The following is a 14161-nucleotide window of genomic DNA, read 5'->3' on the forward strand; positions in this document are numbered from 1 at the left end:
TAATTAAAAAACTATACGCTGATAAGGTTATTTTTAAAGCGTATTAAATAATCTACTGCGCGAAATGCCTCAGTTACACGTTCGCCATTTGTAACGCGTTCTTGTAAAATTTGCATTGTTGGCGCTGAGACAATGCCATTACCTAGTAATAAACCATCCAAGGCAAACTTAATAAAACATTCTTTAACATGCTCCCAAATGAATTCATAATGATCAGTGCTGCCTTTAAGTAATAAACTTAAGGGGATATAACCATCAAAAGGCTGATGTTGATGGTAATATTGCATCACTACAGGAATTTCATAAGTACCGGCTTCTACCTTTTCTATTTGATAGCTATAAGGTGATTTTTTAAGTAATTTAACACAACTTTCTAATTGCAGGTTGGCTAGCTCTTCATAATAATTAGACCAAACAACTAAGATTCTTTTTTCTGACATTGATTTAATTCACTACTTATATATAAATCTAATTTATTCATTAGACTTCTTCGGACACTGCCATTGAGGTCCAATCTCATCCGAAAAAAGGTCTTCAAAGCTTGTCCCCATGTAGATGGGGGCTTGTCCCCATGTAGATGGGGATGCTCATGTACTGCATGACATGGTACTTTTTCAGCCTTTTTTCAATTGACCTCGTATCTTGATTAACAATATCCGAAGAAGTCTATTACTCAAAGGGGTTACGTAATATCATAGTTGAGTCACGTTCTGGGCCAGTCGATAAAATATCAATAGGGATACCTAAAAGCTCTTCAATACGCTTAATGTAAGCTCTAGCGTTACCCGGTAAAGCATCTATGGATGTTACATCTGCAGTTGACTCCTGCCATCCTGGCATTTCCTCATAAATTGGAATAATACCCTCAAAGTCATCTGCTGACGGTGGAAATTCTGTAATTAACTTACCGTGGCGATCCTGATAAGCTGTTGCTATTTGAAGAGTTTCTAAACCATCAAGGACATCGAGTTTGGTAAGACAAAGACCTGAAATACTATTGATATCAATTGAGCGACGTAATAAAACAATATCCAACCAACCGCAGCGTCTGGGGCGGCCTGTAACAGCTCCAAATTCATTACCACGTTCTGCTAAGCGACTACCGATATCATTTTTTAATTCAGTTGGAAACGGCCCGCCACCCACACGTGTTGTATAAGCTTTCGCAATACCTAAAATATAATCTAAGTAACGAGGTCCAAAGCCTGCACCATTAATAACACTACCAACACACGTATTTGATGAGGTAACGTAAGGATAAGTACCATGATCAATATCTAAGTGGATACCTTGAGCCCCCTCAAATAAGATAGAATCACCTTGTTTACGATGAGCATGCAAGCGAGCAGTTACATCACAAACCATGTTTGCTAACTCATCAGCCCAGATTAGAGCGTTATCTATTGTTGCCTGTAAATCAACTTCAGGCTGATCATAATAATTTTTTAATAGAAAATTATGATAGTGGATTAATTCTTTTGCTTTTTCCTTAAATCTTTGTGGATTTAAAAGATCATTAACTTTGAGCGCCCTTCTGGCAATTTTATCTTCATAAGCAGGGCCTATACCACGGCCCGTGGTACCAATAGCAGTATTGCCTTTTTCTCTAGCTTTATCTAGGGCAACATGGGTAGGTAAAATTAATGAGCAAGACTGGCTAATGTGCAAACGTTCTCGAACTTTTATACCTTTACTCTCTAACTCACTAATCTCTTTTAATAAATCATTAGGTGATATTACAACACCATTGCCAATATAGCATTGTACATGGGAGCGTAATATACCGGAGGGAATTAAACGTAAAACTGTTTTTTCGCCATTAATTTTTAATGTATGGCCTGCATTATGTCCACCTTGATAGCGAACAACAACTTGAATATCACCTGTCAATAAATCAACAATTTTACCCTTACCTTCATCACCCCATTGGGTTCCTACAATGACTACATTTTTACCCATAACTAACTCTTACTCTGCAAATTGGTGAATAATAGTAAGGAGTATTACCCCTGCTAACATACTAAATAAGCCTGTAATACGTAATACCTTTTCATCTTGTATAATGACTTTACTCAACAAACGTTTCCAACGCTGAGGAAAACCAAATGGCATTAGCCCCTCAAAAACAAGTACTAAGGCTAGTGCTGAAAGAAAATTGATTAACACTTATAGCCTCCACAAAAAAACAGATTAAGCTACATTACTTACCTGTTTTTTTAACTCAAATTAATAGCTATACTAATCTCTCCAACGGCTCATGCTTTACTCATAAGGCCTAAAGCTCTAGCTATCTTGCTGGATCCCACGGACAAGCCGCGGGACGTTGGCATTGAAAAGCATATATTTATAGATATTTCAATTTAACCTTTTATTAGTACCTACGAAAAATCTTTAATTTTTACTTTTTTAATTTTATCTTAGGCTCAGCGCCAAACTAATTATTATAATCCGTTTTTGCCTTGTACTCCATTATCTTTTAACAAAGAATGCTTAAAGTAATCAAAAAAAGCACTACTTTCGTCAAGTACCATCAACGTACGATCATTATTTAGGCTTCCTTCATAGGCTTTTAAGCTACGATAAAAATTAAAAAATTCTTGATTCTTACTATAAGCAGCATTATAAATAGCCGCTGCTTCAGCCTGCCCTTGAGCTCTTATGATTTCGCCCTGGCTTCGTGCTTGAGCAAGTAAAATAGTTACTTCAGCATCTGCTGACGCTTGGATAGCTTCTGCCTCAGCAATACCATCAGCTCGATGCCGATTAGCAATTTTCTGCATATCTGCACGCATTAATTGATAAACCGCATTACTAGTACTAGGCGGAAGCTCAATACCCTTTACCCTAACATCAACTACTTTAATACCTAAGCCGCGCGCTTGCTGTTCTGCTTTTTCGCGTAATAAATTCATGACATCATCGCGACCTGATACTAAATCAGAAATAGTACGTTTACCAAACTCGGCTCTTAAAAAAGTGTTAAGTTGCTGCTCAAGTAAAGTTTCGGCTTTAAATTCATTGCCACCAGTCGATATAAAATAATGAGCTAAACTAGCGATACGCCATTTCACATAGTAATCAACAATAACGTCTTTCTTTTCTCGAGTAACAATGCGCGAAGATTTGATATCTAGGGTTTGTAACCGCGTATCAAATACTCTAGCGCTCTCAATAAAAGGCATTTTTATATGCAAGCCAGGCTGTAAGATTTTTGCTTCCTTAGTTTGGGAGTCATTAACTAAACGCCCTAAGCGTAACAAAATCCCTTGTTGCCCTTGCTGTACGGTAAATACACTCGCTAAAACTAGCATTAAAATAAAAAATATAACTATTCCCAATATTGTTTTAAATGCATTCATTTATTCACTCCTTCCTGGGCGGAGAGTTTGTCTTATGGTATTACGAATTACTTTCGTACTATCACCATCACTATTAACTCCCATTGCTTGCTCTGCAACAGCATCACTAGCCTCAACTTTGTTTTGGTTCATATTAGAAGGAAGCGCCGTCGTTAATTTATCTAGAGGAAGATAAAGTAAATTACCAGCTTTTGCTGTAACGAGAATTTTATTACTTTGACTTAATACTCTTTGCATTGTATCTAAATACATCCGCTGTGAAGTGACAAAAGGTGATTGAGTGAAAAATGGAAGAAGCGCTTGGAATTCAGCAACCTCACCTTTTGCACGAAGCACTACTTGTCTAGCATAAGCTTGAGCTTCTTCAAAAATCCGTTTTGCATTACCTTGAGCTATTGGCACAACCCGAGCTTTATAGGCTTGCGCTTGTTGTTTAAAACGCTTCTCATCTTCCTGCGCTTTAATCGCATCATCAAATGCATCTTGAACATTTTCTGGCGCTCTAGCAGGCTGCGGCGCAACATTGACAATAACAATACCCGTTTTATAAGGTTCTAAGATTTTAACCAATGCATCATAAACATTATTCCCCCAAGCTTCTCGCCCTTCGGTAATAATTTCATCTAAAGTAGTCAGCCCAACTACATGACGCAGTGCGCTTGACGTTGCTTGTTGTAAACTTTCTTCTGGATTACTGACATTAAATAAGTATGCTTGTAAATCACCGATACGATACTGGACTACTAAAGAAACAGCGACTAAGTTTTCATCTTTTGTCAGCATTTGCGCTGAATAAGAGTAATCCGAAACACGTTCAACATTAACAACAATTTTAGAATCAATTAAACGAGGTATCCAATGCGGCCCTGGTCCTACTGTTTTAATGTATTTGCCAAAACGGAGAATAGCAGCTTGCTCAGCAGGATCGACAATAAAAATACCTGATAAAGCCCATAGAATAAAAAGAATTAACAGAACGATTAAAGCAATTAAGCCCCCATTTCCATTTGCTGCTGTCGTTTCTTCCGGATCTTCAGGATTATTTGGATTTCCTCCCCCTCTTAAAGCCTTCTTTAACTTACTTTGAAAGCGTTTTAAAGCCTCATCTAGATCTGGTGGCTGCTTTTTGCCAGTCCATGGATCTTTATCTTTCTCTGGCTCATTCCATCCCATTTGTTTCTCCGCCTTCTTAATTTTTAAAGAAAGCTAGAATTCTAGGGCTTACCTAAAGTTTAAGCAAGGGTATAAGTAATAGAGTTCTTATATAACTTGCATCTTTTACTTTATTGCCGTGTTATAAACGCTTCTGCGATGCTCATTTACGCTTTGTACACTCTGCTCCGCGAAACGTGTATGTCTTGCACTAAAACAAAATTCATAGGTCATGCAAGAACGCTAATTAGTGGCAACTTTTAAGTCAGCTGCCATAAATTATTAAGGTCTACTTCCTAACATCTGCTCTGCTAACGTTTCTTCTTCCATTAAATTAACATAAACTTCAGGCTGCTTTTTAGTCATCTCAGCCACAATACGTGCTGTACGCGTCTTAGGATGTTCATTTGCATACTGACAAACACCCTCCCACGAGTTAATCTGTCCAGTGGTGATATTCCATAGCATTTCACTCCATGGTGAATAGATAGTAGCGCGCTTAATACTTTCTTTATATCTTTTTACAAAGAAGGCGAATAATTTTTCATCGTGATCAAGCTCCGGCTTATTACTATCAGCAAGCGCTAATTTTTCACACTTAAATGCTAAGCGATCAGAAATACCGAAAAATTTCTTTACAGAATAAGACCAGGTTTTATTAGTATAGATAATATTATGTAGAGCGTTATTTTTATCATGACTAGCACGTAAAAATGGCAGACTTGAATGATGATCTTCTATGGTGTAGGTCTTAACTGCTTTCACTAAATCAACGCGATGAGTATTTAATAAATTTCGAAACGCTTCTGTGGAAGGAGTTGTTGCACCATGACACAACAAAATAGCAATACCCTGTAGCGCTTGTTTTGGCGAAATATTTTCTTGTAAACGTAAGCATAATAAGTCAATTGCTGTATAGCCGTCATTATTCCTATTATTAAGTTGCTGTATGCAAATTGCACTTGTTTTTGGATGATTGAGCAACACTTTTAAAACATCTATTGCACCTGAATGTGCAGCTAATAATAGAGCGGTATCTTTAACCTCTAAGCTAAAATTATCTACACAAGAACCAACATCTAAAAACTTACTTACTGCCTCAGGAAAATTTACGGCTATTGCCTGCTGCAGCGGTTGCAAAAACCCCTTCAAACCACCTTGCAACTTAATTTCACTTGCTTGATTAATATCTAAGTTAAGTTTCATAATTGTAGAAAACGTATCAACATCACCTAAATTAATTGCGTGTGCTAAAATAGTCTGTCCATTTATATCGTAAGAATTTAATGCTTGCTTATAAGTTATATTGGATCCCAAGTCATTTCTTACTTCCCTATTTAAGGCACTCTCCAGACTAGACGGTAAATGAGCTAAAAAATTTGGTAATAAATCTACCTTATTAAGCTTTAGTAATAAATGAAGTGGTTGATGTAAATAAATATCTATCTTTTTATCTAAAATAACTTGAATAAATTCTGTTAAATTTTTATTTTCTTTATCATGGTGCTGAATTAAATAATTTAGTATAGAAACTTGTTGTCCGTTATACCAATAAGCACGATACAATAACTCTGCATCTAATTCTAACTGCTTATCAATAAATCTTTTGAAATCACCAATATTTTCTAGGTGCTGAGCCAACTCATTAAACATATCCATAGTTTTACCTCAAGTCTTAAATTAGAGACAATCTCTTTTATCCTACAGCAAAAAAATTTATCACCACTAATATAAATTAAAAGCTGTTTAAACTAAAAGTAAGACTTATCTAGATATCTTGCATTATTTAAATGTCACAAGCTCTATAATTAGGATGTAATTTCATTTTTTAAAATATATTAAATCCCAAACGCCATGCCCTAAGCGATTACCTCTTAACTCAAATTTCGTAATTGGCCTTGAACTAGGTCGTGTTGAAAATCCATTATTAGGTTGGTTATTTTTTAAAGTAGTTTCAGCTGCTAAAACGGATTGCATAGACTCTGCATAATCTTGCCAATCAGTTGCACAATGCAAAAATCCGCCAGTTTTAAGACAATTAACAATTAATTTAACAAAATTTGGTTGTATTAAACGTCTTTTATGATGCCGTTTTTTATGCCACGGATCAGGAAAAAAAATTTGCACGCCATCTAAAGATTCTGCAGGGATTTGCTGGTTAAAAATAGCTACCGCATCGAACATAGCAACTCGAACATTAGTAATTCCCTTTTCATGTAAGTCAGCTACTAAACTGCCAACGCCAGCTCTATGTACTTCAATCCCAATAAAATTTTTTGTAGGATTCTGCTCTGCCATAGTAATAAGCGAAGCACCCATACCAAACCCAATTTCAACGATAGTTTCGGAATTTCGGCCAAAAATAGCTTGAAAGTCCCAATTAATACCATCTACAGGTAAAATATAATGTATTAGCCAGTTATCTAGAGCAAATTGTTGACGTTTACTCATACGCCCTGCTCTTATTACAAAGCTCTTAACAGTTCGGTGCATCTGAATCATTACCTCCACAAAAGGCAACAATTATACGCTGATAATCTATAATTAAGTAATTATTCACTAACTTTTAACGAATATAAGCTTTTTTAACTAAATAGGATAAAAAAATCGCTTATCAATTGCAAAATTCTCATTTTTTTGTTATAAAAGCGCTCTTTGCCTACACTGAGTCAAAACCCACGCCAATGGTTGTGATTTTTTCAGTTATGGTTTTATCTAGAGAAAATTTGGAGTAACAGCATGTCAAGAGTATGTCAAGTTACTGGCAAGCGGCCCATGACTGGTCATAATGTATCACACGCCAATAATAAAACTAAAAGACGTTTTTTACCTAATATTCAACAACATCGTTTTTGGGTTGAGGAAGAAAACCGCTTTGTTACCTTGAAAGTGAGTATGAAAGGTATGCGTATTATCGATAAACTTGGTATTAAAACCGTTATCGATCAGTTAAGAGAAAAAGGCGAGAAAGTTTAATTAAGAGGATTAACCATGGCAGCTGTCACTATTAAAGTTAAAATGGAGTCTACCGCAGGTACAGGTTATTACGTAACTACAACTAAGAATCCAAGAAATTGTCCTGATAAAATGGAATTTAAAAAGTATGACCCAGTCATACGTAAGCATGTAATCTTTAAAGAGAAAAAGGTAAAATAAGTCTCTTGCCTATTTTATTCATATATTTTTAAATTAATAGTTACATTTTAGTATAAATGTAGCTATTAATTTTGCCATAAATCTAAAAAACTGCTAAAACAAGTCCTATGTTACTTACGCGTTTATCTTTTCAGAAACACTTACTTCTCTCATAATAACCGCCGATAGATAAGAAGCGATATACTCAGAACCATAATTGTTCAAATGGGTTACGTCACTATAAAGCACATGCCCATTCTTAACAATATGACAATTTTCTTTATCACACAGAAACTCTGCTAAATCAAAAGTTTTTACTTGTGGATAGTCTTTTAAGACATCTTCAACTAAAGAACGATAATTTTTGATTACTGGATTTTCATTAAAATACGTAACAGGAAAGGAGCAATTATTAGATTTGGTTACTCTAAATGGGCGCCATTGACAGATTTTAGGATCAAAATTAATAGTAGGATTATCAAACAATACTATTACTTGCTTACCAGCTTTAACGAGTGCTGAAAAAGTTCGTTTCATTCCCTCCCGCAGTACATCACGATAATCGTTATTATTAGGATTAGCTATATCTGTAGAAGCATTATATGAGCAAAAAGGATTGTGAGCCATGACAACTACTTTAATATCAGGATCATTAATTATATAATCATATGCTCTATTAATAAGTTTATACGCGTCTTTACGTATTTTAACAACATTATTCTCTAGACCATTCACTACGCCCGTGGAAACATTAATAAATGGTGCAGCACAGCTAGCAGCAAAAACAGCTAGGCTATAATTTGGCGCTAGATATTTGCTTACGCCTCCAAAAAGCTGTCCTGCTTTAGAATCGCCAATGATAGCAATAGAATTATGTGCTGCTTGCTGAAGTAAACAAGGATTATCGGTGAGGGTCCTCCATTCGGGGAAAAGCCGCTTACAATTTTCGAATGCTTGTGCGTAAACTAAATTTTGATTCTCTAAATCCTGCTTACTTTCATTATTTGGAAACCTAGAGCCGAATTTAGAAACTATGTAATCGTTATACCCAAGATAACTAACACCTAACATAAGTAACATCAAAGATGAAGCTTTAATCCATTTAGTTCTTCCTATTCGTATAGGATATTCAACTAATCTATATGTAAGCCACGCAAGAGCAATAGCAATTAAAACGAGGACTATACGAATGAGCCAACCTGGGTTTTCACTCTCAATGATTCTCATAAATGAGAGAAGCGGCCAATGCCATAGATAGAGAGGGAAACTTATTAAACCAAACCATACTGCAACACGATTCGATAATATTGTTCGATTAATCCAAGCGTTAGGGCCTGAAGAAATAATTAGCACTGCACTCAAAACAGGAATAATTGCCCAATTACCGGGAAAACTTAAATCCTTATTAATTCGCCAAAAACCATAACATAAAAGAATAAATCCACAAGTAGAAAAAAAGTTAGCTAGAGCGATCGTTGCTCCTTCTGACCAGTCTCGATTTACTACCTTAGGCAAAGACTTATCTATTTTTAATTTCCATATTTGCCTATGGCATCCATATAAATTAATCCAAGCAAATAATCCACCTGATAACAATTCCCAAAATCGGGTTTGCGGTGAATAAAATACGGCAATTGCGTCTTCATTAATACCCTTAATATTGAGAGCAAAAGACACTAGGGCAACAAATAAGGTAACCAATAACAAATTAAATCTACATTTCCAAGAAAGCCAAATTAATAATGGCCAAATAAAATAAAATTGTTCCTCTACCCCTAAGCTCCAAATATGAAGTAATGGTTTCGTTTCAGCAGCATTATCAAAATAACCAGCTTCGTTCCACAAAATTATGTTTTGTATAAAACTAGCACTACCTATCATGTGCTTACCAAGTTGTTTAGTTTCATCAGGTAATAAAACAAGCCACCCAAAGACAAAACAAGAAATTAGAACAAGAATTAGCGCAGGAAATATTCGCTTAACACGTCTTATATAAAACTCTTTAAAACTAAACGTTCCCCTATCAAGATTTTGAAAGATAATAGTTGAAATTAGATAACCAGAGATTACAAAAAATATATCTACCCCAATAAATCCACCTTTCAGTCTGTTGGGAAAGGCATGAAAGGCAACAACTGATAACACAGCTACTGCTCGTAAACCATCAATATCAGGCCTATACCCAGGACGAGAAAAGTTTATTTGTTGATCAGACACGACTTGATATCCTTTCAGGGTTTTCTCCCCAATTGTTAGGTAGGCGTAATCACAGTGTAATAATTAACTAGTATTTTAACACCTAATCATCCGCATTGGAGAAGCTCTAAATGATTGTGTGGGAGAATATAATATTCACCTCTAACCTTCAATAGAAGGATTATTTGGCCACTACAATGATAACTTCTTTTGCAAGTAACCTAGTAAGATATAGTGCTAGCTATGTAATTTTCTAAGAAAATGTTTCCCTAAATTCATCCTACAAAGCAAAAAATTGCATAGACCTCCTTCCAAACTTTCCTATAAATTAGCTGAAATATTCCTTTGTATGGACAAATATTTCAAAAATATTTCCTTAACCCTTTAGTTAAAACAGCTAATTATGCTTTCAAAGTGATTAACTTGTAAATAAAATCAATGCCTTACTTCTTTTAATATGGTCGTTTGTCGTATAAGCTACTGGATAATCTTAGTGAATCAGTTAAACTTAATAATAAGCAATGATCTTAAGAGGATTGTGGATGAAACCCTCGTTGCAACTTAGTATTGGTCAACAACTGACGCTTACTCCTCAACTCCAGCAAGCTATACGCTTGCTACAATTGTCTACTATAGATTTACAACAAGAGATACAACAAGCTGTTGAATCAAATCCTTTACTTGAGGTTCTACCCAACGAAGAAAAGGAAGATATTAGCGATAATTCTGAGCGAAATGCGGAAGATAATGATTTTCAATGGTCACAACTTTATAATCTTAATAAACGCAGTAATTTTGAAGATACAGATTTTAATTATGAAAATTTATATTGTACAACGACTAACTTACAAGAACACTTACGTTGGCAATTAGAATTAACACCAATGACGGATATTGATCGCGTTATTGCTACAGCTATTATTGACGCAATTGACGACGATGGTTTTTTAACTCAGTCAGTTAATGAGCTACATACCAGTTTAAATAGTGATACCTACCCTCTCGATATTGAAGAAATTGAAGCTGTTCGGCATCGGTTACAATTATTTGATCCAGTAGGTTGTGCTACTCTCAACCTTGCTGAATCTCTTCTAGCACAGCTTAGTCAATTACCTGAATACGATAAGGATATTAAGTTAACCAAGGCAATTGTTAAAAATGATTTAGAGTTACTAGGACAGCATAATTATCGGCAGCTAATGAAGAATTATCATGTCAATGAAGATACTATTAATCGAGTTTTACAAATTATTCATCAATTGCATCCTAAGCCGGGTAGCTTAATCCAACAAAATAATGTGGAATATATTATTCCAGATGTTATCGTAAAGAAACTAGATGGGGCTTGGCAGGTTTTCTTAAATCAAACAACTCTCCCACGATTAACAATTAATAATCAGTATGCATCCATGATCCAACGTGCTAATACTAGTGCTGATAATCAATTTTTAAAAAACAATCTTCAAGAAGCAAGATGGTTTTTAAAAAGTATTCAAAGTCGTCAGGAAACATTACTTAAAGTAGCTCGCAGTATCGTGGATAGGCAGATTGAATTTTTAGAGCATGGCGAAGAAGCCATGAAACCACTCATACTTAACGATATTGCTGTTGCTCTAGATATGCATGAGTCTACCATTTCACGGGTAACAACAAAGAAATTTATGCACACACCGCGTGGCGTCTTTGAATTAAAATACTTTTTTTCAAGCCATGTGGCGACAGTTAATGGCGGTGAATGCTCTTCTACCGCCATACGTGCCGTAATTAAAAAAATAATCGCCTCAGAAAATCGCCAAAAACCTCTTAGTGATAGTAAAATTGCTCAGTTAATTAGTGAGCAAGGAATTAAAGTTGCCCGACGTACTGTGGCAAAATATCGTGAAGCAATGTGTATTGCTCCATCTAATGAACGCAAAATAATTCGTAGTTAATAAGTTTTAAAGAGGAGGAAAAATCTCATGCAAATAAATTTAACAGGTCATCAAATGGAAATCACGTCAGCATTAAAATCTTTTACTGAAGAAAAATTTAGTAAATTAACCCATCATTTTGATAACATTACAGCTATTAACGTCGTTTTTAATATTGAGAAATTAGCACAAATTGCTGAAGCAACTATTCATGTTGCTAAAGGCACCTTTCATGCCCGTGCTGAACACGATGATATGTATGTTGCTGTTAATGACTTAGTAGAAAAATTAGATCAACAGCTTATCAAGCATAAAGAAAAATTACGTACTCATTAAAATCTAGTCTTCGATTCTGTGCCAAGGATAGGCGCAGATAAACTCTTAATTATCTTATCTATGCTTGTCAGAATAACCTAACCCACGATAAAATCATTCTTTTTAGCCGAAACGCTTTTATGAACCTTGGTTATTTTATTACCCCTCAGAACGTATATATAGATGTAACTTCTCAAAGTAAAACAGCTGTTTTCCATAAAATTAGTGAGCTGTTTTCAACCACGATGCCTGAGCTTAACTTTAATGAGTTATTTGATGCTTTTTGGCAGCGTGAACTTTTAGGAAGCACTGCAATTGGCCACGGCATTATCCTCCCACATATACGGATTCCAACAATAAATCAACCAAAAGCTTGCCTTATTAAGTTAGTAAATCCAGTCGACTTTGGCGCAGAAGATAAACAACCTGCCGATTTAGTTGTATCTTTAATTGTTCCACCTAACCAAGAAGAACATCATTTAACCATTCTGGCTGCCATTATTAAACAATTTAGCGATCCAAGCTTTAGAAATGCTTGCCGAAAAGCAAATAATGCGGAATCATTATACGCTCTTGTAGTAAACGGTACACTAGAAACGCAAGCTTCTTAACAGTTTAGCTCGTAAGTTTAACCACCTAAGAAAATAAAACCTTTTAGATGGTAGAGCAAACGTTATCAAAGCAAGGTATAGTATTTACCAGGCTACATTAGACATCTTTCCAACTAAGATTGACCAGCAATGGTCATTAAGAAAGAGTCTATACAGGCTAGTTCAATATAAAGATAAGAATTATCTTTCATATTGAACTCACGTTAATTAATGATTATAAGTTGATTTCTATGATTGAAACAAATGTTCGAATTATTAATAAATTAGGGCTTCATGCACGCGCCTCAGCTAAATTTGTTTCTACAGCAGCCAAATTTCAAAGCCAAATTGAGGTGACTAAACAATCTCAGAAAGTAGATGGCAAAAGTATTATGGGTGTTATGATGCTTGCTGCTACACAAGGCTCTGAATTAATTATTAAAATTAATGGTCCAGATGAAAAAGACATGGAAAAAGCCCTGGTTGATCTCATTAATAATCGTTTTGATGAACCAGAATAAAAAAATTAAGATAAAGATTTAGCGTCTTTTAAATTTCTATTTTTACTCTTCAGAAGATTTTTTCTGGCTGCGAATTCTTTTTAATTTTATTAATAATTGTATTGGCCCGGATAAAGCGTAAATAACAAACCCTGTAAATAAAATTAAAGAGGGGTTAGCAGCAATAGCAACAAATAAAATAATCATTAATAATAAATATAAAAAAGGAACATGTCCCTTAAAATCCACTTCTTTAAAACTATGATAGCGAATATTACTTACCATAAGCGCTGATGCAATAATCGTCAGTATTGCTGTTATTAAGGATATTATAAAAAGATGATTTTGATTTTGATGACAAAGCCAAACAAAAGAAGAAACTAAAGCCGCTGCTGCAGGACAAGCCAGCCCCTGAAAATAACGTTTATCAACCGTACCTACTTTCGTATTAAAACGTGCAAGCCGTAATGCAACTGTTGCTGTATAAATGAAGGCAACTAGCCAACCAATCTTACCTAATTGCTGTAAAGTCCAGCTATATAATAATAAGGCTGGCGCCACACCAAAGGTCACCATGTCTGAAAGACTATCATATTGGGCACCAAAAGCCGATTGAGTATTCGTTAAACGGGCTATACGACCATCTAAACTATCAGCAATCATACCAATGAAGATTGCAATAATTGCTGCTTCATATTGGCTTTTAAAGGCTGCAACAATTGCGTAAAAAGCTGCAAATAAACTCGCTGTAGTAAAAAGATTAGGTAATAAATAAACACCAGATGAATTTTCTTTTGAATTCATAACCTAAGCCTACCTAATAAATATACTTAAAAATTATTATATAATGTTTAACCTGCTTGAAGTTTACTTTCCAAGTAAAAAAGCACTTAAAGCAAGCAACATCACTTAAAATCGACCAAACATCCTACCACAAACATCCTATTAACTGCTATGACTGACTTATTTTTCTAGCTAACTTTCTATTAAAAGACTTTAAAACC

The 14161-nt window shown here is 35.1% G+C and carries 15 protein-coding genes; 6 read left to right on the plus strand and 9 right to left on the minus strand.

Annotated elements, in window-relative coordinates; all coding sequences use genetic code 11:
• Positions 1 to 11: 11 nt before the first annotated feature.
• The 7 genes from E1P04_RS01270 to trmB all read right to left on the minus strand — a co-directional run bounded on the left by E1P04_RS01270 (position 12) and on the right by trmB (position 7004).
• Positions 12 to 440, minus strand: coding sequence for a 6,7-dimethyl-8-ribityllumazine synthase (locus tag E1P04_RS01270; protein WP_131781118.1), 429 nt, complete (start codon positions 438 to 440; stop codon positions 12 to 14).
• 229 nt (positions 441 to 669) lie between these two features.
• Complete coding sequence (locus E1P04_RS01275; RefSeq protein WP_131781119.1) at positions 670 to 1959, minus strand: adenylosuccinate synthase; 1290 nt, start codon at positions 1957 to 1959, stop codon at positions 670 to 672.
• A 9-nt stretch (positions 1960 to 1968) separates the two neighbouring features.
• Positions 1969 to 2166 (minus strand): DUF2065 domain-containing protein, encoded by a 198-nt coding sequence (locus E1P04_RS01280; RefSeq protein WP_131781120.1) that lies wholly within the window; start codon positions 2164 to 2166, stop codon positions 1969 to 1971.
• Between the two features lie 275 nt (positions 2167 to 2441).
• A complete protein-coding gene (hflC, locus tag E1P04_RS01285; RefSeq protein WP_131781121.1) occupies positions 2442 to 3359 on the minus strand; it encodes a protease modulator HflC in 918 nt (305 codons plus the stop codon).
• Positions 3360 to 4532, minus strand: coding sequence for an FtsH protease activity modulator HflK (hflK, locus tag E1P04_RS01290; protein ID WP_131781122.1), 1173 nt, complete (start codon positions 4530 to 4532; stop codon positions 3360 to 3362).
• Positions 4533 to 4793: 261 nt separating this feature from the next.
• Positions 4794 to 6170, minus strand: coding sequence for an ankyrin repeat domain-containing protein (locus tag E1P04_RS01295; RefSeq protein WP_131781123.1), 1377 nt, complete (start codon positions 6168 to 6170; stop codon positions 4794 to 4796).
• A gap of 162 nt (positions 6171 to 6332) precedes the next feature.
• The gene (gene trmB, locus E1P04_RS01300; RefSeq protein ID WP_131781233.1) at positions 6333 to 7004 is read right to left on the minus strand and encodes a tRNA (guanosine(46)-N7)-methyltransferase TrmB; all 672 of its coding nucleotides are present in this window, start codon (positions 7002 to 7004) and stop codon (positions 6333 to 6335) included.
• Between the two features lie 246 nt (positions 7005 to 7250).
• Between trmB and rpmB the strand changes: the two genes are divergently transcribed.
• Both rpmB and rpmG read left to right on the plus strand, forming a co-directional pair.
• Positions 7251 to 7487: a 50S ribosomal protein L28 gene (gene rpmB, locus E1P04_RS01305; RefSeq protein ID WP_131781124.1), complete on the plus strand. Its 237-nt coding sequence runs from the start codon at positions 7251 to 7253 to the stop codon at positions 7485 to 7487.
• A 15-nt stretch (positions 7488 to 7502) separates the two neighbouring features.
• Positions 7503 to 7667 carry a 50S ribosomal protein L33 gene (gene rpmG / locus E1P04_RS01310; RefSeq protein ID WP_131781125.1) on the plus strand — a complete coding sequence of 55 codons (165 nt, stop codon included), beginning with the start codon at positions 7503 to 7505 and terminating at the stop codon, positions 7665 to 7667.
• Positions 7668 to 7781: 114 nt separating this feature from the next.
• Here the strand turns inward: rpmG and E1P04_RS01315 are convergent, their stop codons facing one another.
• Positions 7782 to 9863, minus strand: coding sequence for an acyltransferase family protein (locus E1P04_RS01315; RefSeq protein WP_131781126.1), 2082 nt, complete (start codon positions 9861 to 9863; stop codon positions 7782 to 7784).
• A 521-nt stretch (positions 9864 to 10384) separates the two neighbouring features.
• Between E1P04_RS01315 and E1P04_RS01320 the strand changes: the two genes are divergently transcribed.
• The 4 genes from E1P04_RS01320 to E1P04_RS01335 all read left to right on the plus strand — a co-directional run bounded on the left by E1P04_RS01320 (position 10385) and on the right by E1P04_RS01335 (position 13178).
• Positions 10385 to 11773: an RNA polymerase factor sigma-54 gene (locus E1P04_RS01320; protein ID WP_131781127.1), complete on the plus strand. Its 1389-nt coding sequence runs from the start codon at positions 10385 to 10387 to the stop codon at positions 11771 to 11773.
• Positions 11774 to 11800: 27 nt separating this feature from the next.
• Positions 11801 to 12088, plus strand: a complete 288-nt coding sequence (hpf, locus tag E1P04_RS01325) for a ribosome hibernation-promoting factor, HPF/YfiA family (RefSeq protein ID WP_131781128.1) — start codon at positions 11801 to 11803, stop codon at positions 12086 to 12088.
• A 119-nt stretch (positions 12089 to 12207) separates the two neighbouring features.
• Positions 12208 to 12678 carry a PTS sugar transporter subunit IIA gene (locus E1P04_RS01330; protein WP_131781129.1) on the plus strand — a complete coding sequence of 157 codons (471 nt, stop codon included), beginning with the start codon at positions 12208 to 12210 and terminating at the stop codon, positions 12676 to 12678.
• Between the two features lie 230 nt (positions 12679 to 12908).
• The gene (locus E1P04_RS01335; protein WP_131781130.1) at positions 12909 to 13178 is read left to right on the plus strand and encodes an HPr family phosphocarrier protein; all 270 of its coding nucleotides are present in this window, start codon (positions 12909 to 12911) and stop codon (positions 13176 to 13178) included.
• A gap of 42 nt (positions 13179 to 13220) precedes the next feature.
• Here E1P04_RS01335 and pssA read toward each other — a convergent pair whose 3' ends face one another.
• Positions 13221 to 13961 (minus strand): CDP-diacylglycerol--serine O-phosphatidyltransferase, encoded by a 741-nt coding sequence (pssA, locus tag E1P04_RS01340; protein WP_131781131.1) that lies wholly within the window; start codon positions 13959 to 13961, stop codon positions 13221 to 13223.
• Positions 13962 to 14161: the final 200 nt, after the last annotated feature.

Source organism: Legionella gresilensis, from assembly GCF_900639865.1.
GTDB lineage: Bacteria > Pseudomonadota > Gammaproteobacteria > Legionellales > Legionellaceae > Legionella_C > Legionella_C gresilensis.